Source organism: Streptomyces sp. NPDC006332, assembly GCF_040612855.1.
Lineage (GTDB): Bacteria > Actinomycetota > Actinomycetes > Streptomycetales > Streptomycetaceae > Streptomyces.
On the sequence record NZ_JBEXRA010000003.1, the window covers coordinates 34,724 to 59,676 of the forward strand.

General features: G+C 69.9%; 22 protein-coding genes and 3 pseudogenes. 10 read left to right on the plus strand and 15 right to left on the minus strand.

Going from position 1 to position 24,953, the window contains the following annotated elements; translation table 11 throughout:
* Positions 1-92: 92 nt before the first annotated feature.
* Positions 93-471, plus strand: a pseudogene (locus ABZ027_RS03735) (HNH endonuclease family protein); the annotation flags it as partial.
* Between the two features lie 17 nt (positions 472-488).
* Here ABZ027_RS03735 and ABZ027_RS03740 read toward each other — a convergent pair.
* Positions 489-1,715, minus strand: a complete 1,227-nt coding sequence (locus tag ABZ027_RS03740) for an MFS transporter (protein ID WP_356764028.1) — start codon at positions 1,713-1,715, stop codon at positions 489-491.
* 2 nt (positions 1,716-1,717) lie between these two features.
* Positions 1,718-2,485 carry an SDR family NAD(P)-dependent oxidoreductase gene (locus tag ABZ027_RS03745; protein ID WP_356764030.1) on the minus strand — a complete coding sequence of 256 codons (768 nt, stop codon included), beginning with the start codon at positions 2,483-2,485 and terminating at the stop codon, positions 1,718-1,720.
* 56 nt (positions 2,486-2,541) lie between these two features.
* On the opposite strand from ABZ027_RS03745, the gene ABZ027_RS03750 reads away from it, so the two are divergent.
* Complete coding sequence (locus ABZ027_RS03750; protein ID WP_356764424.1) at positions 2,542-3,531, plus strand: transcriptional regulator; 990 nt, start codon at positions 2,542-2,544, stop codon at positions 3,529-3,531.
* Positions 3,532-3,610: 79 nt separating this feature from the next.
* On the opposite strand, the gene ABZ027_RS03755 is transcribed toward ABZ027_RS03750, so the two are convergent.
* The 7 genes from ABZ027_RS03755 to ABZ027_RS03785 all read right to left on the minus strand — a co-directional run bounded on the left by ABZ027_RS03755 (position 3,611) and on the right by ABZ027_RS03785 (position 11,062).
* Positions 3,611-4,216 (minus strand): transposase family protein, encoded by a 606-nt coding sequence (locus ABZ027_RS03755; RefSeq protein ID WP_356764031.1) that lies wholly within the window; start codon positions 4,214-4,216, stop codon positions 3,611-3,613.
* Positions 4,217-4,273: 57 nt separating this feature from the next.
* Positions 4,274-5,281, minus strand: a complete 1,008-nt coding sequence (locus tag ABZ027_RS03760) for an oligopeptide/dipeptide ABC transporter ATP-binding protein (protein ID WP_356764426.1) — start codon at positions 5,279-5,281, stop codon at positions 4,274-4,276.
* 89 nt (positions 5,282-5,370) lie between these two features.
* Positions 5,371-6,429, minus strand: coding sequence for an ABC transporter ATP-binding protein (locus ABZ027_RS03765; RefSeq protein ID WP_356764033.1), 1,059 nt, complete (start codon positions 6,427-6,429; stop codon positions 5,371-5,373).
* Positions 6,422-7,390, minus strand: a complete 969-nt coding sequence (locus ABZ027_RS03770) for an ABC transporter permease (protein WP_356764035.1) — start codon at positions 7,388-7,390, stop codon at positions 6,422-6,424. The genes ABZ027_RS03765 and ABZ027_RS03770 overlap by 8 nt, the downstream gene beginning before the upstream one ends.
* A 6-nt stretch (positions 7,391-7,396) precedes the next feature.
* Complete coding sequence (locus tag ABZ027_RS03775; RefSeq protein WP_356764037.1) at positions 7,397-8,422, minus strand: ABC transporter permease; 1,026 nt, start codon at positions 8,420-8,422, stop codon at positions 7,397-7,399.
* On the minus strand, positions 8,419-10,143 hold the full coding sequence (locus ABZ027_RS03780; protein ID WP_356764039.1) for an ABC transporter substrate-binding protein: 1,725 nt from the start codon (positions 10,141-10,143) through the stop codon (positions 8,419-8,421). Before ABZ027_RS03780 ends, ABZ027_RS03775 begins: the two co-directional genes overlap by 4 nt.
* A 22-nt stretch (positions 10,144-10,165) precedes the next feature.
* A complete protein-coding gene (locus ABZ027_RS03785; protein WP_356764041.1) occupies positions 10,166-11,062 on the minus strand; it encodes a proline iminopeptidase-family hydrolase in 897 nt (298 codons plus the stop codon).
* Between the two features lie 253 nt (positions 11,063-11,315).
* Here ABZ027_RS03785 and ABZ027_RS03790 point away from each other — a divergent pair, with 253 nt between their 5' ends.
* Positions 11,316-12,131, plus strand: coding sequence for a FadR/GntR family transcriptional regulator (locus ABZ027_RS03790; protein ID WP_356764043.1), 816 nt, complete (start codon positions 11,316-11,318; stop codon positions 12,129-12,131).
* 218 nt (positions 12,132-12,349) lie between these two features.
* On the opposite strand, the gene ABZ027_RS03795 is transcribed toward ABZ027_RS03790, so the two are convergent.
* Entirely contained in the window at positions 12,350-13,222 is an 873-nt protein-coding gene (locus ABZ027_RS03795; protein ID WP_356764045.1) for an IS3 family transposase, read from the minus strand.
* An 88-nt stretch (positions 13,223-13,310) separates the two neighbouring features.
* Here ABZ027_RS03795 and ABZ027_RS03800 point away from each other — a divergent pair, with 88 nt between their 5' ends.
* Positions 13,311-14,228, plus strand: a complete 918-nt coding sequence (locus ABZ027_RS03800) for an alkaline phosphatase family protein (RefSeq protein ID WP_356764047.1) — start codon at positions 13,311-13,313, stop codon at positions 14,226-14,228.
* 174 nt (positions 14,229-14,402) lie between these two features.
* Here the strand turns inward: ABZ027_RS03800 and ABZ027_RS03805 are convergent.
* Positions 14,403-14,945, minus strand: a pseudogene (locus ABZ027_RS03805) (response regulator transcription factor); the annotation flags it as partial.
* A gap of 260 nt (positions 14,946-15,205) precedes the next feature.
* Positions 15,206-15,907, minus strand: a complete 702-nt coding sequence (locus ABZ027_RS03810) for an FCD domain-containing protein (protein WP_356764049.1) — start codon at positions 15,905-15,907, stop codon at positions 15,206-15,208.
* 263 nt (positions 15,908-16,170) lie between these two features.
* Between ABZ027_RS03810 and ABZ027_RS03815 the strand changes: the two genes are divergently transcribed.
* Genes ABZ027_RS03815 through ABZ027_RS03835 form a run of 5 tightly spaced genes read left to right on the plus strand, consistent with a single transcriptional unit; the run spans position 16,171 to position 22,241 of the window.
* On the plus strand, positions 16,171-17,439 hold the full coding sequence (locus ABZ027_RS03815; protein ID WP_356764051.1) for an aminotransferase class V-fold PLP-dependent enzyme: 1,269 nt from the start codon (positions 16,171-16,173) through the stop codon (positions 17,437-17,439).
* Between the two features lie 47 nt (positions 17,440-17,486).
* Positions 17,487-18,785: a sugar ABC transporter substrate-binding protein gene (locus tag ABZ027_RS03820; protein ID WP_356764053.1), complete on the plus strand. Its 1,299-nt coding sequence runs from the start codon at positions 17,487-17,489 to the stop codon at positions 18,783-18,785.
* Positions 18,782-19,774 (plus strand): sugar ABC transporter permease, encoded by a 993-nt coding sequence (locus tag ABZ027_RS03825; RefSeq protein ID WP_356764055.1) that lies wholly within the window; start codon positions 18,782-18,784, stop codon positions 19,772-19,774. Before ABZ027_RS03820 ends, ABZ027_RS03825 begins: the two co-directional genes overlap by 4 nt.
* Entirely contained in the window at positions 19,771-20,607 is an 837-nt protein-coding gene (locus ABZ027_RS03830) for a carbohydrate ABC transporter permease (RefSeq protein ID WP_356764057.1), read from the plus strand. Before ABZ027_RS03825 ends, ABZ027_RS03830 begins: the two co-directional genes overlap by 4 nt.
* A 5-nt stretch (positions 20,608-20,612) precedes the next feature.
* Complete coding sequence (locus tag ABZ027_RS03835; RefSeq protein WP_356764059.1) at positions 20,613-22,241, plus strand: hypothetical protein; 1,629 nt, start codon at positions 20,613-20,615, stop codon at positions 22,239-22,241.
* Positions 22,242-22,274: 33 nt separating this feature from the next.
* Here the strand turns inward: ABZ027_RS03835 and ABZ027_RS03840 are convergent.
* The 3 genes and pseudogenes from ABZ027_RS03840 to ABZ027_RS03850 all read right to left on the minus strand — a co-directional run.
* Positions 22,275-22,388 (minus strand): annotated as a pseudogene (locus tag ABZ027_RS03840) (alpha/beta hydrolase); the annotation flags it as partial.
* Positions 22,389-22,566: 178 nt separating this feature from the next.
* Positions 22,567-22,851, minus strand: a complete 285-nt coding sequence (locus ABZ027_RS03845; RefSeq protein ID WP_356764061.1) for a hypothetical protein — start codon at positions 22,849-22,851, stop codon at positions 22,567-22,569.
* Positions 22,848-23,666: a phytanoyl-CoA dioxygenase family protein gene (locus ABZ027_RS03850; protein ID WP_356764063.1), complete on the minus strand. Its 819-nt coding sequence runs from the start codon at positions 23,664-23,666 to the stop codon at positions 22,848-22,850. Before ABZ027_RS03850 ends, ABZ027_RS03845 begins: the two co-directional genes overlap by 4 nt.
* Positions 23,667-23,736: 70 nt before the next feature.
* Here ABZ027_RS03850 and ABZ027_RS03855 point away from each other — a divergent pair, with 70 nt between their 5' ends.
* Complete coding sequence (locus tag ABZ027_RS03855) at positions 23,737-24,522, plus strand: AraC family transcriptional regulator (RefSeq protein ID WP_356764428.1); 786 nt, start codon at positions 23,737-23,739, stop codon at positions 24,520-24,522.
* Positions 24,523-24,953: the final 431 nt, after the last annotated feature.

A 24,953-nucleotide genomic window follows, 5' to 3' on the forward strand; every position in this document is an offset into this window, starting at 1 on the left:
CTTCATTAGCGCACGATGGGTTCTATCAGTTCGATGTCAGCCAGGTCCTTCGGCCGTGCACCAGCTTCCACTGCCGTACCCACTCCGGTGGCAGAGCCGGCTCCGGCTGTGTGGTCATCGCGATGACGCTGCACGATCCGTACACCGGGACGACCATCGGATGGCGCAAGGCGAAGGTGTCCGAGGTGCAGATAGACCACGTGGTGCCGTTGTCGTGCAGCTGGCAGATGGGCTCTTCGCGCTGGCCGGTGAGCAAGCGCAAGCAGCTCGCCGAAGGACGTGCTCAATGTGATCCCGGTCGAGGGGCGCGCCAACAGCGCCATGGGCGATTCCGGACCCGCGTCTTGGCTGTCGCCGAACAAGCAGATCAGGTGCGCGTACGCGGTCAGGTTCGCCCAGGTTGCCGTCAAGTACGAGATGCCGGTGGCGGCCCCGGACAAGCAGATGATGCTGCGCCAGTGCGGCGGTTGACGAGCAGTACGGGCACCTCATCGAGGGCGGATCGGCTGATCCTCGGCAGGGGCCTGTGACTGGCTTCTCGTAGCTGCGGGCCTCCGGCTGCGCAGCTCCACCACGTGGCAGGCGAGGGCGAGCGCCGTGAGCAGTGCCACGAGCGCGCACACGCCCCACCACCCGACCTGGCCGTAGGCGCGTACTGCGAGCCATGATCCTGCGCTGCCGCCCAGGTAGGCGCAGGTCATGTAGGCGGTGTTGAGCCTGCTGCGGGCGTCGGGGCGCAGGGCGTAGACCCGGGCCTGGTTGGCGACCATGCCGGACTGCATGGCGAGGTCGAGCAGCAGCGTGCCGACGACCAGAGCGGTCAGCCCCGGTACGCCGCCCCAGGCGCCGGCAGCCAGGACCGCGGCTGAGACGAGAACCGTGAGCATGCAGATGAGGTTCACCGGGTCCGGGCCGTGGCGGTCCACCAGGCGTCCGGCGAGCGGGGTGCAGAGCATGGTTGCGCCGCCGACCAGGGCGAGCAGTCCCACGGCCTGGGCGCCCATGCCGTAGAGCGGACCGGTGAGGACGAGCGCCAGGCAGGTCCACACGGCCGAGAACCCCGCGAAGACTGTCGCCTGGTAGAAGCAGGAGCGACGCAGGTCCGGCTCGGTGCGCAGCAGACGCAGTGACTCGGCCAGGAGCGCTGGGTACGGCTGACGCGAGCGCGGGGTCACGATGGGCACCGTGCGAGCCAGAATGCTTGCGAGCAGCAGGGTCAGGGCCGCGGCTGCCAGATAGGGGGCCCGCCATCCCAGCCATTCGCCCAGCGAACCGCTGAAAGCCCGGGCAAGCAGCATGCCGCCGATCGACCCGCTCAGCAGGGTGCCGATCACCGCGCCGCGGCGGTCGGCGGCCACGAGTGCGACCGCCAGCGGGCCGACGACCTGAGCGGCCACGGTGGTGAGGCCGGTGAGGGCGCTGGCGGCGATGAGGAGCGGCAGGGCTGGAGCGCAGCCTGCGGCGAGCAGGCCCAGACCGGTCAGGGCGAGCAGGGCGACGAGGAATGAGCGGGGCGGGAGCCGGTCACCGAGCGGCACCAGCAGGAACATTCCGGCCGTGTAGCCGATTTGGGTGGCGGTCACGGCCAGGGAGGCCGCATTGGGTGACGTGTGCAGTCCTGCGGCGACCAGCGGAATGATCGCCTGCGGGAAGTAGATGTTGCCCACGGCCACCGCGCAGGTCACGGCCAGGAGCAAGGCCGTCCGACGGTTCACCTTCAGTCCACCGGTCCGCCGGCGACGTAAATGACCTGGCCGGAGACGAACCTCGCCCCGCGGCTCACCAGGAAGGACGCCGTGTGCGCGATGTCTTCCGGCTCGCCGACTCGTCCGACCGGGATGGCCTGCGCCGCGCTGCGCCCAAATTCCTCGAAGTCGCGGCCGAGCCGCCGGGCGGATGCCCTGGTCATGTTGCTCACGACGAAGCCCGGCGCGATGGCGTTGGCGGTGATGCCGTGCCGTCCGAGTTGACGTGCGAGCGACTTGGTGAAGCCGATCAGACCGGCCTTCGCGCTGCCGTAGTCGACGCGGGCGGCATCGCCGACCGCGGAGATGCTCGACATGTTCACGATCCGTCCCCAGCCGGCCGCGATCATGTGTGGGCAAACGGTGCGGGTGGCGAGGAACGGGCCGCGCAGATTGGTCCCGGTGACTGTGTCCCACTGCTGCGTGGTCTTCTCGACGAGCTCGGCACGGGGGCCGATGCCGGCGTTGTTGACCGGTACTGTCGGCGGCCTCAGTTCGGCCGCGATCCGGGCCACGGCGGTCGTCACCGCAGTCTCGTCGGAGACGTCGGCGGCGACCGCTGTCGCTGATCCGCCGTTGTTGGTGATGGCCTCGACGGTGGCGACGCAGTCCGCCTCGTCCAGGTCGATCACGCCCACCGCCAGGCCGTCGTGCGCCAGCCGTCCGGCCACCGCGGCGCCGGTTCCGCGTGCCGCACCAGTGACAATTGCCGTGTGCCGTCCATGAGTTGGGTGTGTCATGCGCGGAAGTCCACTGCATCGACGTTGCGGGGCCAATCGATGTAGCGTATGGCTTAATGATCAGTTTTGTGCTAGGCGTCGAGGACCTTGCGGATACGCGCTTCGCCGTGTCACCCCTGCACGAGACTCTGCTCAGCCTGCGGGTGCTGCAAGACCCGGGGCTGTCCGCGTTGCACATCCCCTGGCGCAGGTCCGTCGTCGGCAGGATCGGTCCGCTCGATACCGAGCTGCTGATGGCGCTGGTCGCCCGCAGGCGCACCATCCCCGACTTCCTTGCCCCGCAGCCCACGAGCTTCGCGCCGACCTTCGACGAGCAGTTGGCCGTCGTCCGCCGGGCGTCACCTGCGCGGGTTCGCCATGACCTGCTGACCGCGCACGCTCCTGACCCGCTTCCAGCAGCCCTGCATGACGCCACTGTCGCCGACGACGTGTCCGTCGTCAGACTTCGCGATGCCCTCTGCGAGCTTCTGCGGCAGTTCTGGGAGGTGGCCATCGAGCCGGAGTGGCGGCAGATGCGGCTGCTCCTTGAAGCCGATATGACCTACCGGGCACGGCAACTGGCGGTGGGAGGCGCCCGCTTGCTGTTCGCCGACATGCACCCGAACCTGCGCTGGCACAACGGCGTACTGCACATCGACAAGATGATCAGCAGGCACCGTGTCGCTGCGTCCGGTCGGGGGCTGCTGCTTCTGCCGTCCGTGTTCGCGCACAAGCCGGCGCCTCCGGTCGGTCCGCAAGAGCCGCCCCGGCTCGTCTATCCGGTCCGCGGGGTGGCCACGCTGTGGGCCACCCCGCGGGCCGTTGATGCGACGGCTCTTGCGTCGCTGCTGGGTGCACCACGGGCAAGGCTGCTCACCCTGCTCGAAGAGCCGCTCGCCACAGTTGAGCGTGTGACCCCGAGCGCCGTGTCCCAGCACCTGCGCGTGCTCCATGCCACGGGTCTGGTCACCCGGGCTCGCGACGGACGGCAGGTCCTGTACCGCCGAAGCTCCCTCGGCGACCAACTGACCGACCGCCAACAGCGCCACGAGATCGCGACCTGTTGAGCTGGACGCCATCGGCATGTCCGCGCGGCCGGATCCGAGAAATCCGGCCGGACACATAGGGCGACCCCTTGTCACGAGATCACTTGGAGGGCACGGTCCGCATCGCCCGGCGGAGGCCGACCCTCGCGGCGGTGTGGCTGCTGCGGCGGACCTGGAAGCCATGATTGTCGTAGAGGAAGCACACCAGCAGCCATCCACCGCCACTGCCCGCCGGGCCCTTGGGCCGGGGTGGATTCGGCGGTCGGCGAGCCAGGCGCCCACCGCGCGGTCGAGTGCATCGGCATCGAGGCGGGCCAAGGTACGGCGGATGGTCGTCTCGCACGGCACCGGCCGGGTGCCGCTCAGCGGGCAACGGCGCGCGCCGAGACGGTCCAGGACCGCCGGTGGCGCATCGCAGGACCGCCGGTGGCGCATCGGGGGCCCACTCACTGATCGCCAGCAGTGAGGTCGCGCCGGTCAGCACGGCGCAGACGGCGCAGGCCGCCAGAGCCGGCACGTACACCAGGCTATGGCGCACACCGCGCGGCTTGCGGGGATCGGGAACCTCGGCCAACCGGGCCAGCAGTCCGGGCAGTTCGTTTTCGGCGGCCAGGCTGATCGCAGAGTTGGCCAAGGACGGGCGGGATCGGAGAGGATACGACGGCAGGCACGGATTTCCGTAGGGATCACTGGACTCGACACCCACATGATCTTGGAAGCTCGTGCCTGTCCTACGTTCCAGGCCCGCATCCGGACAACCCGCTCAACCCGCGACTACGCCGAAGCCCTGGCTCGTCAACGGGTAGTGACAGGCGGTCTGTCGGCCGTTGCCGGTCGGGGTGAGCCGGGGACGCTCCAGCGCGCAGCGCTCGCGGGCGTAGGGACAGCGGGTGCGGAAGGGACACCCCGTGGGCTTGTCCACGGGGTTGGGCACCTCGCCGGTGAGGACGATCCGTTCCCGACGCGGGCCGCCGGCCGCCGGGCTGCCGTCGTCGATGTCGGGGACCGCGGACAGCAGGGCCTGGGTGTAGGGGTGGTCGGGGGCCTCGTACAGCGCCTCGGTCTCGGCGAGTTCGACGATCTCGCCGAGGTACATGACGGCGATCCGGTCCGAGACGTGACGGACCACGCCGAGATCGTGGGCGATGAAGACGTAGGTGAGCGCGAACTCCTCCTGGAGGTCGGCGAAGAGGTTCAGCACCTGGGCCTGGATCGACACGTCGAGGGCGGACACCGGTTCGTCGGCGACGATCAGCTTCGGGTCGGTGGCCAGCGCCCGGGCGATGCCGATGCGTTGGCGCTGGCCGCCGGAGAACTCGTGCGGATACCGGTCCAGATGCCCGGCCGCCAGCCCTACGACGTCGAAGAGCTCGGCGACCCGGCGGCGGACCGCGGCCGCGTCCCCGTAGCGGTGCACCAGCAAAGGCTCCGCCACGATGTCCCCGGCCCGGCGGCGGGGGTTGAGAGAGGCCTGCGGGTCCTGGAAGACCAGCTGCATCCCGGGCCGCACGGGCCGCAGCCGGCGCGTGGACAGGGTGCTGATGTCCTGCCCGTCGAACTCGACCCGGCCGCCCGTGAGGTCGGTGAGCCGGACCAGACAGCGGCCGAGGGTGGACTTGCCGCAGCCCGACTCGCCGACGATGCCGAGCGTTTCTCCGGCGCGGACCTCCAGGGACACTCCGTCCACGGCGCGCAGCACTCTGCGCCGCCGGGTGAGTCCGTCGGCCCGCACCTGGTAGTGCTTGGTGACGTCCGTGGCGCGCAACAGCACGTCCCCGTCGGGCCGCGCGTTACCGGCGGGGTCCACCCCGTCGGGCCGGGCGTCCCTGGTGTCGTCCGCCGCCGCGATGTTCTGCGCCGTCACGGTGTCGCCTCCTTCTCCATGTCGGGCTCCAGGGCAGGACCGCTGGTCGCCGCCGCCCGCGCCGTCAGGCGCAGAGAGCCGCGGTCGTGCGGAGGCAGCCAGCAGGCGTCGCGGTGGGTGGCGTCGTTGTCGCCCGCGGCCAGCGCGGGCAGCTCGGCGCAGCGGTCGTGCCGCAGCCGGCAGCGCGGCGCGAACGCGCATCCCTGCCCGAGCGCGCCCGGGGAGACCGGCACGCCCGCGATGGTGGGCAGCCGCCGCAGCCGGGCACCGCCGACCCGGGGCACCGAGTCGAGCAGCCCCCAGGTGTACGGGTGCCGAGGGCCGTGGAACACCGCCCGGCGCGGGCCTTCCTCGGCCGCCCGGCCGCCGTACATGACCAGGACCCGGTCGGCGATCTGCGAGATCACCCCCATGTCGTGGGTGATGAGCACGACCGCCGATCCGCGCCCGTTGAGCTCCCGCATCAGGTCGAGGATCTGCGCCTGCACGGTCACGTCGAGGGCCGTGGTCGGTTCGTCGGCGATCAGCAGGGCGGGATCGCAGGACAGGGCCATCGCGATGACCGCGCGCTGGCGCATGCCGCCGGAGAACTCGTGCGGGTACGCGTGCACCCGCGAGGCCGCGTCGGGGATGCCGACATCCGACAGGAGCCGTACCGCCCGCGCCCGGGCCTCCCGCCGGGACACCCGGTCGTGGGCCCGTATCTGCTCGGCGATCTGCCAGCCGACCGTGTACACGGGGGTGAGCGCGGTCATCGGATCCTGGAAGACCATGGCGATCTCCCGGCCCCGTACCGCACGCATCTCCTTGTCGGGGAGCGCGAGCAGGTCGCGGCCCCGGAAGCGGACCTCGCCCGACACCGTCACGTTCGGGTTGGTCAGCAGCCGCAGCACGGCCAGCATGGATACGCTCTTGCCGGAGCCCGACTCGCCCACCACGCCCAGGATCTCGCCGGGCGCCACCGACAGGGAGAGGCCGTCGACGGCGGTGACGGAGCCTTGGCGGGTGCGGAAGGACACCCGCAGGTCACGTACGTCCAGCAGGGGTTCAGGCATGGCGGGCCCTCGGGTCGAGTCGCGCGTACAGGATGTCCACCAGGGCGTTGGCGAGGACCACGAAGAACGCCGCGTACAGCACGGTCCCCATGATCACGGGCAGGTCCAGGTTCTGCAGGGCGTCAAAGGTGAGCTTGCCGATGCCGGGCAGACCGAAGACGACCTCGGTGAGCAGCGCGGCGCCGCCCACCAGCGCCCCGAAGTCCAGGCCGAACAGCGACACGATGGGGATGAGGGAACAGCGCAGGGCATGGCGGACCAGGATGCGCCGCTCCGACAGGCCCTTGGCGCGGGCCGTGCGGACGTAGTCCTCGTCCAGCGCGGTGACGACCTCGCCGCGCAGCAGCCGGGCGTAGATCCCGGCGTACAGCAGCGCCAGGGTCAGCCAGGGGAAGAGCATGTGCAGCGCCCACTGGCCCGCGTCCTGGCTCAGGCCGACGTATCCCGGTGGCGGCACCCAGGAGAACACCGAGTCGTGCAGCTGCTTCTGGGTGATGAGATTGACCACTTCACCGAGCCAGTACGCCGGCAGGGAGACGCCGACCACGCCGACGAGCATGATCAGCGGGTCGGCGGCCTTCCCGCGCAGGGCCGCCGCGGCCGTGCCCATGATGATGCCGGCCGTCATCCAGATCAGCGCCGCGCCGATGACGAGCGACAGGGTGACCGGGGTGGCCTGCAGGATCTGCGGGATGACGCGCAAGCCCCGGTTGACGAACGACTCCAGGTCCCGGTCGACGAGCAGGTGACGCATCATCAGCAGATAGCGGACGGGCATCGGCCGGTCGAGTCCGAAGGAGTGCCGTACCTGGGCGAGCGTGGCCGGGTCGGCGTTACGGCCCGCGATGCGGGCCGCCGGGTCGACTCCCGGGGTGGCGAAGAAGATCAGGAACACCAGCACGCTGATCGCGAACATCACCAGCAGGGCCGAGCCGAAGCGCTTGAGCGCGAACTGCAGCATGGCCGGTCACACCCCTCCGCGCAGTCGGGCGCCCGGGTCGAGCGCGTCGCGCACTCCGTCGCCGAGGACGTTGAGTGCCGCCGTGGTCAGGGCGATCAGCAGGCCGGGGGCGATGGTGACGGCGGGGCGGGTGTAGAGCAGCCCCAGACCGTCCTCGATGATCGTGCCCCAACTGGCGTCGGGCGGCTGGACCCCGACGGACAGGAAGGACAGCGCGGACTCGGTGAGCATGGCCAGCGCGGTCATCAGCGGGACGAAGACGATCGCCGTGGGCAGCACGTTCGGCAGCACCTCCCGGCGCAGGATGCGCAAGGTCGGGGCGCCGGAGCCGACGGCCGCGTGGATGTACTCCTTGTTGCGCAGCACCAGCACCTGACCGCGCAACGGCCGGGCGATGTACGGCACATAGATCGCCGCGATGATCGTGACCGGCAGCCACAAACTCCCGGCGTCCACGGTGAGCGGCCCCAGACGCAGCCCGTCGGTGAGCAGGACGACCGACAGACAGATGGCCAGCAGATACACCGGGAACGCCCAGATCACGTCCAGGATCCGGGAGATGACCGCGTCCACGACACCGCCCGCGTACCCGGCGACCACTCCGACGGCCGTACCGAGGACGCAGGTGAGCAGGGCCGCCGTGAACCCGATGAACACGCTCGTCCGGCCGCCGTACAGCAGGCGGGCCAGCACGTCGCGGCCCTGGTTGTCGGCGCCGAGGAAGTAGTGGGCCGGGTCCCAGGTGGGGCCGATGGGCGTGACACCGAGGCCCAGCCCGGTGCTGCTCGGGGTCAGCACCGGAACGGCTCTGCCGTCGACGACCGTGGTGCCGGAGACATGCGACTGGAACGGGTCGGTGTGGGCGACGTGGCCGGCATACACAGGTGCGCACAGGACCGCCGCCACGACGACCAGCAGGACGACGGCAGCGGCCAGCGCCGACCTGTTGCGCACCAGGTCGGCGGCGGCCGTCCGCCAGGGGCCCGGCGAACGCCGGGCCTCGGTCGACGGAGCGGGAAGCGTGCGGCTCATTTGACCCACAACTGCCCGACGAGCATGTAGAACTGCTTGCTGAACTGGTAGTCGCCGACCCGCTTCGACGTGAAGTCGATCAGCTTCGGGTTGATCAGCGGAACGACCGGGGACTGGGCCATCAGCTCCTGGTCGATGGTGCCCCACTGCTGGTCGGCGCTCTTCTGGTCGGTCCGCGCGGCCTTCAGCGCGGTCTGCATCTTCGCGTCGATGCCCTTGTCGCAGAACCCGGCGATGTTGATGCTGGAGTCGCTGCCGGGATGGTACGAGGCGCAGGACAGCAGCACGTTCAGGAAGTCCGAGGCCGCCGGATAGTCCTGGTACCAGGACGTCAGCGCCACCTGCACCTTGTTCTTGGTGTTCTGGATGTACGTGAACTGGATGTTGCCCGACAGCGGCTTGAGCTTCGCCTTGTAGCCGAGCTGGGTGAGCAGGCTCTGCAGATACTGCCCGATCGACTTGTTGACGTCATCGTCCTGGACGACGATGCCGACCTCCTGCCCCGCCGTACCGGACTGCTTCACCAGCGCCTTGGCCTTGGCCAGGTCCGCGGCCGACCAGGTCGTCCCGCCGCCCTTGGTGTAGGCACACGTGTCGACGTGGCCGGGGAAACCCGCCGGCAGGATCGTGCACGCGGGCGAGGCGAGGTTCTTGCCGCCGTACAGCCGCACCACGGCAAACCGGTCAACGGCCCAGTTGATCGCCTGACGCGCCAGCTTGTTGTCGAACGGGGCCATGTTGACGTTCAGCGTCGCGTACCAGAACGCGGTCAGCGGGTTCACATGCGCCTGGGAGGCGTACTTGGTGCCGATCTCGTTCAGCCGGTCGGCGGGCGGCGGGTCGTACATCCAGTCCGCCTGGCCGTTCTCGACGGCGGTGACCTCGGACTCCACGGTCTGCCCGAAGGCATAGTCGATAACGTCCGGGTAGCCCTCGGGCTGCGCCTGACGCGACCACTCCTTGAAGTACGGGTTACGCACCAACTCCAGCGCCCGGTTCGGGTCGTACGAGGCGGCCATGTACGGGCCGGTCGTCGGCAGCGGCGTGGTGCCGGCGTCCTTCGCCGGCGAGTCCTTCGGTACGACGCTGGCGTGCGGGACGGCCAGCTTGTACGGGAACTCCGGGTCCGGGGCGGTGAGGTTGACGGTGACCGTTCCGGCCGCCGCGTCGCCGGTCACGCCGCCCTTGAGTGTGCAGGAGGCCGGCGTCTTCAGGCAGGCGTCGGCGCCGACGATGCCGTTGTAGAACGTGCCCGCGGTGGGGCTGGAGACCTTGAAGAGGCGCTGGAAGGACGCCACCACGTCGTCGGTCGTCAGGGCCTTGCCGTTGGAGAAGGTGATGCCCTTGCGGAGGGTGAAGGTGTACGTCTTGCCGCCGTTGGTCACCTTCGGCATCGCAGCCGATAGGTCCGGGACCACGGTGAACGACTGCTGGCCGCCGACCTTCTTGAACGAGAGCAGCCCGTCGTACATCGACTGGTACAACTGCCAGTACTGGAGCGTGTAGTTGACCTGCGGGTCGAAGCTGCCCGCGGCCGCGTGGGCGACGAGCTTCAGTGTGCCGCCCTTGTGCTGCGGCTGGAACGCGGCCGAACCGGAGCCCGACGTGGACGCGGTCGGGCCGGAGGAGGAGCCGTCGTCGGAGGACGAACAGGCGGCGGCGGTCAGGGCGAGGGCGACGGTGGCGGCGGCGACCGCGGTCCGTCTTGTGGTGCGGGACATCCAGGGAACTCCCGTCGGAGGATCAGTCGGTGGAGTCGAGAAAGGCGCCCACGACCCGGAGGAAGAGTTCCTCCTCCTCGACGTGCGGCATGTGGCTGGAGTGCTCGAAGAAGTGCCAGCGCACGTCGGGGATGTGGTCGGCGAAGGGTTTGACGGTCTCGGGAGTCGCCTCGTCGTACCGTCCGGACACCAGCAGGGTCGGCGCCTTGATCAGATGCAGCCGGTCGATGACCGACCAGTCCTTCAACGTCCCGACGACATGGAACTCGTTGGGCCCGTTCATCGTGTGGTACACGGTCGGGTCGGACTCGATGTTGTCCCAGGTGGCCTGTACTTCCGGCGGGTTGGGGACCAGACGGCACACATGGCGCTCGTTGAAGACCTGCTCGGCGGCCCGGTAGTCCGGGTGGTCGGTGGTCCCGGCCGTCTCATGGGTCAGCAGGGTGTGCTGCACCTGAGGGGGCAGGGCCGCACGCAGCTCGCGCGCCGCCGCCAGCCACAGTTCCATGGAAGCGGGGGAATCGGCGATGACCAGGCCGCGCAGGCCGGACGGCCGGCGTACGGCGTGCTCGGCGGCCAGCATGCCGCCCCAGGACTGGCCGAGGAGGTGGTAGCCGTCGGCGATGCCCAGCGTCTTGAGCAGGCAGTCCAGCTCGTCGAGGAAGAGCTGCACGGTCCAGAAGTCGGCGCCCCTGTCGGGCAGGTGGGTGGACAGCCCGGTGCCGAGCTGGTCGTAGTGCACCACGGGGCGGCCCTGTCGGGCGATACCCGCGATGCTCAGCGTGTAGTCGTGACCGGCGCCGGGCCCGCCGTGCAGGACGACCAAGGGTGTCCTGCACGGCTCGCCCGTGATCCGGTACCAGGTGGACCAGCCGTTGAAGTCGACGGTTCCGGTGTGGTTCGGTTCGGGGATCGCCACGAAGAAGCCTCCCAGACCGGCCGGGAATCAGCCGACCTCTGTCTGAAACGAGATGGGTGTGACGGATGGATGAGATAGTGAAGGGGTAAAAGGTCAGCGCACAAGACCTTTTGGTCGGGGCTGAGCGAGACGTAACGGCGAGTTCACGCGGAGCCCGCGCGTTTACAGAGGCGTCGCTTGCTGGGGAGGACTCCTGACATCCGTATCTGAGTCACCGGAACCCGGGTCACGGGAACGTGAAGCACCGGAGCCCGTGTCACAGGAGCCCACGTCTCCGGAACCGGAGGACGAGTTCTCCCGCGTGCTCGACCGTGTCCTGCTCGGCGGTACACCGACGTCCTCGCTGCGCCCGGTCCGCGTGGCCTCGGCGGTCGACGAGGTCTCCGACCGGCTGCTCACCGCGATCGCCGTCGGGGACTTCCTGCCGGGCGAACGGCTGCCGCCAGAACGCGAGCTCACCGGGCTGCTCCAGGTGAGCCGCCCCACCGTGCGCGAGGCCGTCGCCCGCCTGCAGGCCCTCGGTGTCATCGAGACCCGCCGGGGCCGCAACGGCGGCGCCTTCGTCCGCGACAGCTGGACCGCGTCCTCCGGGGCCGCGGTCCGCCGTACGCTGCTGCCCCGGAGGGAGGAGCTCGAGCAACTCTTCGACCTGCGCGGGCTGGTGGAAGGCATGGTGGCCGCGACGGCCGCCCGGCGCCGGAAGCCCGAGGACCTGGAGCCGATGCGCGAGGCACTGGCCGCTCACCTCTCCGCGAGCAGCCCCCGTGAGGAACAGGCCGCCGACAGCGCGTTCCACCGGAGCATCTGCGCGGCCACTCACAACCCGCAGATCGCCCTGCTCAGCCGGGACCTGCTGACCCGGATCAGTCTCGGCTTCCCGGTCGAACCCTGGGGTCGGGGCGAGCGGACACACTTCCACCGGGCCGGCGAGGGACACACGGCCCTGTACGAGGCCATCGCGGCGGGCGAGCCGGAGCGTGCCGAGGAGATCGCCCGCGAACACTTCATGATCAGCGCCGGGATGATCCGCGACGTACTGGCCCGCGTCCGGGCCGCGGAGTCACCGTGACCACCTGTCCCGCCTGCCGCCCCACCGGTCGACGTGTGCGCCGGACCGGCCGGTAGGGGCAGCAGGAAGTCCCGGTCGCGCCACAACGGCCTTGTGCCGTCCCCCGGTTCACCCATGCGCCCGGAGTGACGCGGGGTGCCTCAGCCTCGGGCGGCTTCCGCGGCGTCGGTCCGGCGAAATTCCCGTCCAGGCCGCGGGCGCCTGCATCCCCGGGGCCGCTACCCGCTGACCGCCTCCGCCCACATGACCATCGTCACGGCGAAGGTCGCGGGCGTGCCCGGGTCGTCGCCTGAACCCCGCCGATCCGCGGCGAGGTCCCCGCCGCGACCGTCGCCGCCGCGCAGCTGGCTGGCGCCGGCGAGGCTGCCGCGGCACCGCTCGGCGGCGGCCAGGGCCTCGTTGACCAGTTCGGAGCGCATGTGGTCGGCGATCGCCCAGCCCGCCAGGCGCCGGGAGGCGAAGTCGATGACCGTGGCCGGATACATGAACTTCCCGCCGGCCAGCGGGAGATACGTGATGTCGCCGAGGTACTTCGTGTTCACCGCTGCGGCGGTGAAGTCGCGGCCGATGAGGTCGGCGGCCTTCGAGGCGGCCGGGTCCGCGATGGTGGTGCGGTGCTTCCTGCGCAGCCGCAGCCCGGCCAGCCCGACCTGGAGCATGATCCGGGCGACCCTCTTGTGGTTGACCAGCTCACCTGTCTCACGCAGTTCGGCGGTGATCCCGGGGACGCCGTAGGTGCCGTCCGAGTCCTGGTGAACCGTGCGTATCCGGGCGGCGAGGCCGTCTGCCGGGCCGCCCGGCTGGCTGGCTGGCTGCGGTCCTGCGCCAGTAGTAGAAGCTCGAGCGGGCGATGCCCAGGATGCTGTTTCAGCCGCTTCACGCCGAAGCGGCGCTGGTGGTCTGCGACGAACTGGAAGCGGTTCACCAGCGCGTCTCCCCGGCGAAATACTTCGCCCTCGCAGGATCTCGCGCTCCTCCCCTGTCTCCGGGTTGACTCCCAGATCAGCGGCGACCGACCTGGCCGTCGCTCCCGGCCGCGACTGGTGCAGCGCGACCGCGTCCGCCTTGACCTCCGGCGGGTAGTTCTTCATGACCACGGGATGTCCGTTCTCAGATCCTCGAGATCTAGTGTCTCGTGTGACCAAGATCAGGGGTCAAGGCTTCCCCTATAGTTCCCCCATGCTTCGCGCGCATCGCCCCACCCCACACGGCAGGGTGCTGGTCGTCGGTATGGACGGGCTGCGCTACGACCGGCTGACCCGCTCGCCGTCCGTCGCGCCCGTCCTGCATGGTCTGCTGGCCTCGGGTGCCCACGGCACCAGCCTGTTGCCCTACGGCGAGGCGGACGGTCAGGCCGACGCGGGGCCGACGACCAGCATGGCCTACACCGACTCCGGGCCCGGCTGGTCGAGCGTGCTCACCGGGGTGTGGCCCGACCGGCACGGGGTGACCGGCAACGACTTCACCGGTGCCGACTACCTCCGCTACCCCGACTTCCTCACCCGCGCGACCACCGTAGGGCCCGGTCTGCGCACGGCGGCGGCGGTGTCCTGGGCGGAACTGGTACGCCGCGGCACGCTGGGCTCCGCCATCGGCGACCTCGTGCACTACGACGGCGACCGCGACGGCTACGGCCCGTCGGACGCCCTCGTCGCCGACAACGTCGCGCGCCTGCTCGCCGAAGACGACCCGGACGCCGTGTTCGTGTACTTCGGCGCCACCGACGAGGCCGGACACGACACGGGCCCCTTCAGTCCCGCCTACGACAGAGCTCTGCGGGACCAGGACGCCCACCTGGGTCGCCTCCTGGAGGCGATAGAGGCCCGCCCCTCCCGAACCGACGAGCACTGGACCGTGCTGGTCACCACGGATCACGGCCATCTCGACGCCGGCGGCCACGGCGGCGACACCCATGCTGAGCGAGAGGTCTTCGTCATCCTCGCCGAACCCGGGACGCCGGGCGGCACGCGCCTCGACGATCCCCGGCTCATCGACATAGCCCCCACGGTTCTGGACCGTCTCGGCATCGACCTCGACCCCGAGTGGCAGTTGCAAGGCCGCGTGCTGCCCCGGAACATCAGTTTCGATACGGTGTAGTTTCGTGCGGTCGGGGTGAACTTGCGGCAGGTGGCCAGCTCACGGCCCAGCGGCCGACCGAACCAGGACCGCATCTGGTCCAGGTGTCCCACGTCCCCGCGGGTGGTGCCGTCCGCCAGGCCCGCGCAGCACGAAGTCGGCGAGCATGTCGGTCTCGAACTGCTCCAACCCCGCCCCCGGCGTCACCACCCCCGGCTCGTACGCCACGATCACCAGCTGGGCCCAGTCCCGCGCGCCCAGCTTGCCCATGATCCGGCTGACGTGGGTCTTCGCGGTCAGGGGGCTCAGGCCCAGGGTCTCCGCGATCTCCGTGTTGTCGAGGCCCCGGGCGACCAGTCTCAGCACCCCGCGTTCCCGTTCCGAGAGGCATTCGGAGCCGCCCGTCTGGGTCGGTGCCTCGGCGTCGCGCAGGAGGCGGGCGATCGGGCGGGCCGTGGGACCCGGTGAGAGCAGTGCCTCGCCCGCCGCCACCGTGCGGACCGCGTCCAGGAGTTGCGCGGGCCTGGTGTCCTTGACCAGGAAGCCCGACGCGCCCGCGCGCAGCGCCTCCACCACGTGCTCGTCCGTGTCGTACGTCGTCAGGACCAGCACCTTCACGCCCGCCAGGTCCTCGTCGGCGGCGATCAGACCGGTCGCCTCGATACCGTCGAGGTCGGGCATCCGGAGGTCCATGACTACCAGGTCGGCGCGGGCACTTCGGGCCAGTTCGACGGCCTGATGGTGACGCGCGCCACCACCCTGATCACCCATATCGCGGCGCTCGCCCGCGACGCCGGCCGCACCGACGCCGACATCGACGACCGCGATCAGGTGCTGCCAACGCCTCCGGAGCCAGGACGGGCCTCACCGAGGTCGAGGTGTACAACCGGGGCGCCCAGCCACCGGCCAACCTGGCGGTGTCCGCGACGGCCTCCGCGTCGTACACCTCCTCCTGGGAGAGCGTCGCCGCCGTCACACGGCGCCCGCCCCGTGCACCGTCAGTCCGTGTCGTCGTCCTCCTCCACGGGAGGCGTGAAGGCGCGCAACCATCGCTCGGTCTGGGCGACGTGGGCCTGGGCCGCGCCGGCCGCGGCGACGGGGTCGTGTTCGGCTATGGCGGTGGCCAGCACATGGTGGTCCTCGTCGCTCTTGCGGCGCAGTTCGGGGCCCTCGGGGAGGGTGAAGACCTGGTACTTGCGGGAGCGTGCGCGGAACACCGACAGCAGTGAGGCCAGGGTGGGGTTACCGCCGATCCGGGCGATCTCCGAGTGGAACCGGTGGTCGAGTTCGGAGGCCTTGGTGGGATCGTCGGTGGCCTCCATGGACTCGATGAGCGAGAAGAGCGTCCCCACCTCCTCCGGGGTGCAGCGGGCCGCGGCCTGGGCGGCGACATGGGCCTCCAGCACCCGCCGGATCTCGTAGACCTCCAGCAGGCCGGACAGCGGCAGGAGTTCCAGGGTCAGTGAGAGGCTGCCGATGACGTCCTCCGGCCTGAGCTGGGAGACGTACGTGCCGGAGCCGTGCCGCGGCTCGATCACTCCCAGGGCGGCGAGCATGCGCACGGCCTCGCGCAATGAGCCTCGCGACACGCCGAGTTCCTCGCAGAGATCGCCCTCGGGCGGGATGCGTTCCCCCGCGGCGAGGCGGCCCGTGGCGATCATGTGCCGTAGGCCGTGGAACGCCTTGTCGACTGCGGACATCGGTCTCCTCCCCTGGCGGGCCCGTGGCACGGCCAGGGCCCTTCCCGGTGCACTCTACCGAGGTCCAGTCATCAGATGTCTCCCCCGTATCGAACGCGAGTCATCTGATGACTTTTCCTTGCAGGGCTCTTGTAGGCCTGAAATCGACGTGCCAGCATCCAAGTCATCATACGTCTCCCGGCGCAGGATCTGATATCCCACTGATGTCCTGACTGACGTCCTGATACGCGCCGAGGCGCCCCGTGCGGCAGAAGTGGAGTCTTGTGAGCGAGACCGAGGTCACCACCGCGCCCAACCCCCTGCTGCTGGTGAACGGCAGGCCCGCCGACCGGGCCTGGTCCCTGGACCCCGCCCTGCGGCACCTGAACCACGGTTCGTTCGGGGCGGTCCCCCTGGTGGCACAGGAGCGGCAGAACCAGCTGCGCGCGGAGATGGAACGCTCCCCCGTGGTGTGGTTCCCGGCGCTACCGCCACGGCTCGCCGCCACCCGGGTCGACCTCGCGGCCTTCCTCGGGGCCGCCCCCGACGATCTCGCCCTGGTGCCGAACGCGAGCGCCGGCGCCAGCGTCGTGTACGCCTCCCTCACGCGCCGTCGCGGCGGGGAGATCCTCGTCACCGACCACGGATACGGGGCCGTGACCATGGGCGCCGAACGGCTGGCCCGGCGCTGGGGCGGCCGGGTCCGCACGGCCGAGGTACCGCTGGACGCGGACGAGCAGCAGGCGTACGAGGCCGTGATCGCCGAGGTGAATGACGCCACCGACCTCGTCGTCGTCGACCAGATCACCTCGCCCACGGCGCGCCGGATGCCGGTGGAGCTGATCGGCGCGGAGCTGCGCCGGCGTGACATCCCGTTCCTCGTGGACGGCGCGCACGCCCCCGGTCTCCTCGCCGCCCCGCTCGCCGGTGCGACGGGCGACACATGCGACTTCTGGGTCGGCAACCTCCACAAGTGGGGCTGCGCACCGCGCGGCACCGCGGCACTGGTCGCCGGCGGCCCCTCGCGCGAGCAGCTCTACCCGCTGATCGACTCGTGGGGCGCCCCGGACCCGTATCCCGACCGCTTCGACCAGCAGGGCACGCTGGACGCCACCTCCTATCTGGCGGCACCGACGGCACTCGACTTCATCGAGCACACCTGGGGCTGGGACACCGCCCGCCGCTACATGGACGACCTGGCCGGCTACGCCGAGCACGTCATCGGCGCCGCGTTCGCCGAGAAGACCGATGCCGGCGAGTTCACCGATGCCGGGGGGCGGGTGGACGTCGGCATGCCCGTGCCCGGCATGCGGCTCGTGCGGCTGCCCCCGGGTCTGGGGGCCACCCGCGTCGAGGCCGACGCGCTGCGCGACCGGGTGGCCCTGGAGCTGGGCGTGGAGGCGGCCTTCACCAGCTTCGGCGGCGTCGGCTACCTGCGGGTGTCCGCCCACGTCTACAACACCGCCGCCGACTACGAGTACTTCGCCGAGGCCTGCGTCCCCGTCCTCGGCGACTGGGCCCGCGCGGCCCGCGAGCAGCACGGCACGCCGTAGCTGCGCACGACAGCACGCCCCTCCCCTCCACCGAAGAGGTCAGCACGATGAGAAGAAGGACGGCAGCCCTCGCCACAGCCGCCGCGCTGGTCCTGACCGGCTGTTCCACCATGAGCCCCGGCGGCAGTGCCGGCGGCGCGGTCACCCTGAACATGGTCGAAAGCCTCACCAACCCCGCTCGCACCGATCTGCTCAAGGGCCTGATAGGCGACTTCGAGAAGCAGAACCCCAAGATCAAGGTCAATCTGATCTCGCCGCCCACCGAGCAGGCCGACCAGAAGATCCAGCAGATGCTCCAGTCCGGCACCGGCGTGGACACCCTGGAGGTGCGCGACACCACCGTCGGCCCCTGGTCGAACAACGGCTGGCTCTACGACATGAAGAAGGACCTGACGGGCTGGAAGGGCTGGCAGGCCATGACGGAGAACGCCGTCAAGGCCTCGACGGACGCCGACGGCAAGACCTACTTCATCCCGTACGGCTTCTACGGGCTGAGCCTCTTCTACCGCACCGACCTGATCAAGAAGGCCGGCTTCAGTGAGCCCCCGGCCACCTGGAATGACCTGCTGAAGCAGGCCACCGCCATCCAGGACCCGGCCAAGCGGCAGTACGGCTACGCCTTCCGGGGCGGGGCCAACGCCAACGGCAACGCCTCCGCGATCATCGAGGCCTACGTCGCCGACGACGTCGACCCCGCCAACGGGTTCAAACTCAAGGACGGGAAGACGATCTTCTCCGCTCCGGGGGCGCTCGACGCGATGGAGACCTACCTCAAGCTGTTCAAGCAGGCCTCCCCCAAGTCGTCGGTCTCCTGGGGCTATCCGGAGATGGTCGAGGGCTTCTCCAACGGCACCACGGCCTTCCTGCTCCAGGACCCCGAGGTGATCGCCACGGTCTCGGAGTCCAAGTCGATCACGAAGAGCCAGTGGAACACCGCCCCGCTGGTGGCCGGTCCCTCCGGCAAGACCGTGCAGCCGCTGGCCACCGCCGGATGGGGCGTCGCCAAGGGCAGCAAGCACAAGGCCGAGGCCATCAAGCTGGTCGAGTTCCTCTCCCAGGGCGAGGCGTCCACGAACTTCACCAAGAAGAACAGCCTGGTGCCGATCCTCAAGTCGGCGACCGAGGACCCCTTCTACAAGACGGGCCCGTGGTCCAGCTACGTCACCATGACGAAGCACCCGGAGAAGTACCTCGTCGTCACCCAGCCGCGCGGTGTCTCCTGGTGGACCGAGTGGCAGCAGAAGGCCGACGCCGACGTGCAGAAGATGATCCTCGGCAAGCTGACGCCCAAGGAGCTGCTGGCCGACTGGGACGGGTACTGGACGGCGAAGTGGAAGCAGGCATGACCGCCTCGTCCTCCACGACGAGGACGCGACCGGAGCCGGGGCGCCCTTCCCGCAAGGGGGGTGCCCCGTCCGGCCACGGCGGTGGAACGGGCCGCCGCAGGCGGGAGTTCACCACCCGGCGCGGGCTGCTCATCGCCGCCTTCATGGCGCCGGCCGCGGTCTTCGTGGCGGTCTTCACCTACTACCCCATGATCGCGGGAAGCCAGATGGCGTTCCGCAACTGGAAGCTGACCGACCTGACCGACACCTCCTGGGTGGGCCTGGGGAACTTCCGCGAGGTGTTCGCCGATCCCGCCTGGGGCACGGTGCTGGCCAACACCGCCCTGTGGGTGGTCGGTTCGATCGTCCCGCAGCTGGTGATCGGCTTCGCGCTCGCCCTGTGGCTGCGCCGGCACTTCCGTCTCCGCGGCCTCTACCAGGCGCTGGTCTTCTTCCCCTGGGCCATCTCCGGGTTCCTCATCGGCATCCTGTTCCGCTGGATGTTCAACAGCGAGTTCGGTGTCGTCAACGACCTGCTGCAGAAGGCCGGGCTGATCGACCAGCCGATCGCGTGGCTCGCCGAACCGGACAAGGCGATGATCGCCGTTCTCATCGCCAACACCTGGTACGGCGTCACGTTCTTCGCCATCATGATCCTGGCCGCGTTGCAGTCCATCCCCGACGAGCTGTACGAGGCGGCGGCGCTGGACGGCGCGGGCAAGGTGCGCACGCTGTTGCAGATCACCATCCCGTACATCCGCACCACGCTCGCCCTCACCGTGCTGCTGCGGGTCATCTGGATCTTCAACTTCCCCGATCTGATCTTCGGGATGACCGGCGGCGGCCCCAACAACGAGACACAGATCGTGACCACCTGGATGATCCGGATCACTCAGCAGGGCGACTACGGCCAGGCCTCCGCCATCGGCCTCCTCGTGGTCGGCGGGCTGCTGCTGTTCGCGACGTTCTTCCTGATGGCCACGCGTGAGAAGCGAGGGGTGAGGTCGTGATCGGCAAGGAGAGCGCGGCCGGGCGGGCCGCGCGGTTCACCTTCCTGGGGATGTGGCTGGTCTTCACCGTCTTCCCGCTGTACTGGATCGCCGTCACCTCGTTGAAGGCACCGGGTGACATCTTCCGCTTCCCGATCGCCTACTGGCCCGAGCACTTCTCGCTGGAGAACTACACCGACCTGTTCTCCAAGGCCGACTTCGGCGTCTACCTCACCAACAGCCTCCTCGTGGCGACCGTCGCGGGCGCGGTCGCCACGGCGATCTCGATGTTGTCGGCGTATGTGCTGGCGCGGTTCGAGTTCCGTACCAAGTCCGCGCTGCTGATGGCCGCGCTGGTCACCCAGATGATCCCCTCGTTCATCGCGCTGGGGCCGCTGTACCTGCTCATGACCGACCTCCGGCTGGTCGACAACCGCCTCGGGCTCATGCTCGTCTACATCGCCGTGTGCATCCCGTTCTGCACGGTGATGCTGCGCGGCTTCTTCGAGAACATCCCCGACGCGCTGGAGGAGGCCGCGATGATCGACGGACTGTCGCGGTTCGGCGCGCTGTTCCGCGTGCTGCTGCCGGTGATGCGTCCCGGGATCGTGGCCGCGTTCATCTTCAACTTCGTCAACTGCTGGAATGAATTGTTCCTTTCGGTGACGCTGATGAACAGCGACGCCAACAAGACCGTCCCCACGGCCCTGAACGGATTCATCTCCAGCTTCAACATCGACTGGGGCTCGATGTCCGCGGCGGCCGTGCTCACCATCCTGCCCACGATGGTCCTGTTCGCCTTCGCCAGCCGGCACATCGTCCAGGGCCTCACCTCCGGTGCGGTGAAAGGCTGAAACGGATGCACGAGATCGATGTCGCCCTCCCCGACTCCGTCCATGTGATCGCCGGGGCGGCGGACGACCGGCCTCGCACCGCCACGCCCTCGGGCAGTGGTCGCTGGACGACCCCCGAAGCGGAGGTGACGCTCCGTCAACAGCCGGACGGTGCCCTGTGGGTGGCGCTGGCGGCTCCCGGCCCCGAAGGCCTGTCGAGGGTGGCATTGCGCTGGCGTCACCATCCCGGGGGCGGGCGGCCGGCTCTGGTGCTCGGCGACGCCTGGGAGCGCTCGTACGGCGACCTGCAGTGGCGCGGCATCCAGCCGGAGCGGCCGCTGCCCTGGTACTGGCTGGGTACCGATCCCGCCACCGGCACCACCGCCGGCCTCGGCGTACGCACCCGGGCCGGCGCCCTGTGCTGCTGGACGGTGGACGAGGACGGCACCACCCTGTGGCTGGACGTGCGCTCCGGCGGGCTGCCGGTGCTGCCGGGTGAGCGCGAGCTGGCCGCCGCCACGGTGGTCGGCGTGGCAGCCGACGGATCCGTCACCCCGTACGCGGCGCTGCAGTCCCTGTGCTCCGCCATGTCCCCCGACCCTCTGCTGCCCACGCGACCGGTGGTCGGCTGCAACAATTGGTACTACGCCTACGGCAGGGACTTCGGCCCCGAGGCCGTGCTGCGCGACGCCGACGCCATCGCCGAGTACGCCGGCGGCCATCCGGTACGGCCCTTCTGCGTCGTCGACGACGGCTGGACGGAGGGCGGCGGCAGCGCGCCGGGCGGGCCCTGGGACACCGGTCTGCCGGGGGTGTTCGACGACATGGCGGGACTGGCCGCCGGCATCGCCGACCGGGGAGCCCGGCCGGGGCTGTGGTTCCGGCCGCTGCTGTCCCGCACCGAGGTCAAGGGGATGCGTACGGAGGTCGGCCGCCCCGGCCGGATACCGCTCGATCCCTCCCTGGACGACACGCTGGCCACCGTCGCCGCCGACGTCTCCCGCTTCCGTGCCTGGGGCTTCGAGCTGATCAAGCATGACTTCAGCACCTACGACGTCTTCGGCCGCTTCCACCCGGACATGCCCCACGAGATGGCCGGCCCCGACTGGCGGCTGGCCGACCGCACCCGTACCACCGCCGAGGTGCTGGTGGCCCTCTACCGTGCCGTCGCCGAGGCCGCCGGCGATGCGCTGGTGATCGGCTGCAACACCGTCGGGCACCTGGCGGCCGGCCTCGTGGAGGTGCAGCGCACGGGTGACGACACCTCGGGTCGGCACTGGGAGCGGACTCGCCGTATGGGGATCAACACCCTCGCCTTCCGGCTGGCCCAGCACAACCGCTTCTACGCCCTGGACGCCGACTGCGTACCGTGCACGCCGGCGACGGAGTGGACGCTGAACCGTCAGTTCCTCGACCTGGTGGCCCGCTCGGGAACCGCGCTGTTCGTCTCCGTCGATCCCGCCGCCCGCACCGCGCGGGCCGACGCCGACCTCACCGCGGCCGTCCGGCTCGCTCTGGACGGCGGGGCTCCGGGCGGCGTGGAACCCCTGGACTGGCTCTCCACCACGGCCCCTCGCCGATGGCGGACCGACGAAGGGGAGCTCACCTACTCCTGGTCGCAGCCCTGGGGTGCCTGGCCACCGCTTCCGGGCTGAAGCCGCCAGTCGCTACTCGCTACTCGCTACTCGCTACTCGCAGACGATGTCGCGCGCCGGTCGCTCGCCCGTCGCCAGGCAGTGGGACACCGTCCGGTCGCCGCAGGCGTTGCCGTTGCGGAGGCAGGTGCCGTGGCCGGTGGAGTTAGGCGGGTCGGGGAAGCCGACCGTCGGCCATCAGCCTGAGCGGGCAGGGCCCTCCAGCCAGGCAGGTGACGTGCTAGGGGCAGCCGCAGCGGGAGACGCTGGGCATGCATCGCTCCCACCACCCACCGCGTCGGCCAGGAGCACACCCGCGACCACAGGCGCCATGCGGTGTCCTGGCTCACACCCCAGCAAGCCTCTCGAAGAAGAACTCGTGCTTGAGGAACGAGGTCTCGTGTTCCGCACCCGGATACGGCGGAACGAGCTGGGCGGCCTGGATGAGACGCCAGCCGTCCTCCAACGCGGCGACGCCCGTCTCGTACGGTGGCTCATCGCTGTCCCCGGTGGTGGGCCGGGTCGCGCCGGTGCCGTCGTAGCGGGCCCATCCGATGACCGGGGAGTCGAGAGCGGACGTGCCCAGGTACAGGACGAGAACCTGCTGCCGCACGGTGTTCGAACTGGTCACGCGTTGCTCCTCTGCGCCGGCCGGTTGGCGATCCGGGTGGCCCAGTATGCGATGTCGAAGGCGGGGTCGGCGGACAGCGAGCGCCAGAGCCTGACCCGGTTGTGGATCTCCAGACGGCCGGCGGCCGGTTCATACCAGGAGAAGGTGCGTCCCAGCTCCTCACACACAACTGGGTCGTTCAGGTCCGCCGTGTCCCACAGCCGCACCTGCGGCACGGTCGGATTGAAACGGATCTTGTACATGTGGCGCACGGTGTCGCTGTCGTTGCGCCGCCCGCCGTGCCAGATGCCGTGGTGGAGCAGGACGACCGTACCGGCAGGACAGGTCAGCCGGGTTTGGCCGCGCAAGTTCTGATAGCGGCCGGTGTCGGACTCGTTGGTCCGGCGCAGATGACTGCCCGGGACGAGGAGGGTGCCGCCCATGTCCGCGGTGACCTCCTGCGGGTAGTACATGAGCTGCACGTCGAAGGCGTCGGTCCGCAGGTCGATGAGGGCGTCGGCGTGCAGCGGCTGCGCGCTCCCCTCACGCGGTTCACGGGTGTGCACGAAATGGTGATCGACGGTCGGATTCGCACCCACCAGACTCTCCAACGCGCCCGCGACGGCGGGGAGTTCCACGAGCCGCCTGGCGAAGGAGCCCTCGGGGAACGCCTTGGGTACAGGAGTGCCGTACGGCACGGAGGGCAGTCCCGGAGCGAAGACGCCGAGCGCCTCCTCATTGAGTGCCCGGGGCACGATGCCGTCCAGGCGCAGGAATCCGTGTGCCACAAACCGAGCCACCTGGGCGGAACTCAGCAGTTGTCGTGTGGTTGACATACGGCAACGGTAGAAAGAGGCGGCCCGGAAGTCGTGGGCTGTAATCAGCAAGCACTGGTAAATGTCCACCATGACGCCCTGCGTGGAGCTCGCTCTCGACCTGCCTCCGCAGGTGGAGAACGCTGGCGTCGGCGTACACGGGTACGCCGGCCCTCACGACGTGTTCCGGCTGCCGCGGCTGTGGCAGCTCCATCTGTACGGCTACTCCGGCACCCTGGAGTTCGGCGGCTTCAGGCATCGGATCCGCCCCGGGTACGTGAGCCTCGTACCACCCGACACAGAAGCGCACTTCCACTACGACAGCACGCCCTGCGAGCACCTGTACGCCCACTTCAGGCTGCCGGGCGAGGGCGAGCGGCACCGCGTCCCGGTGATACAGGACGCAGGTGCGGACGCCGCGGCGCTCAGCGCGATGCTGCGCCAGACGGTCGCGGCCGGAACGCAGTCCCCGGCGCGGGCCGCAGCAGAACTCTGGACAGCGCTGTGGCGCACGACCGGCCTGCCCGGTACCTCCGGCAACCGTCAGGGATCCCGGCACCCCGCCCTGCGAACGGCCATGGCCCACATCGAGGAGCACCTGGCCGCCCCGCTGGACGTCCCGGACATCGCCCGTGCCGCCGGGCTCTCACACACCCAGCTGACACGGTTGTTCCGAAAGGACACCGGGCTCACAGTCATCGGCTACATCCGGCGCCGCCGCATGCAGCGCGCCCGGCATCTCCTGATCGCCTCGACGCTGGCCATCCCGGCGATCGCCGCGACCGTCGGTATCCCCGATCTCCAGGCATTCAACAAGACCTGCCGCCGGGAACTGGGCTCCTCACCCCGAGCCATCAGGCACTCCCGCCACCTATGAGGACCTTGAAGACACCCTCGGTGCCGCCGATACGGCCCAGAATCAACGCGTCAGCACCCTCCAGAGCAAAGGTATGGATGCGCCACCGCGATACCGACCTGGCGATGCTCGCCCTCTTCGGCCGTGGACACTCGGGACAAGTCCTGGAAGCGGCTCGGGCGGCGCTCGCGCCGGTGAGCGCGGGCACCGCCCGTAGCAGCATCGAAGGCGAGGAAAGCGAAGAGACTCGTCGCATTTGAGCCGCTTTCACGGCGGAGGAGAAGGAAGCCCCTTCATGGCCTCGCCGCAGGCGACGTTACCAGTCGATTCGGGGCCAAGTCGTGCCGGTTTCCCGGTGTTGAGCCGTGGGCGGACACGAGAACTGAGAGGCGCCGCGCGGGCGCCTCTCAGTCGAAGTCGAGCGAAGTCGAGGGCGAGGAGAGCGAAAGAAC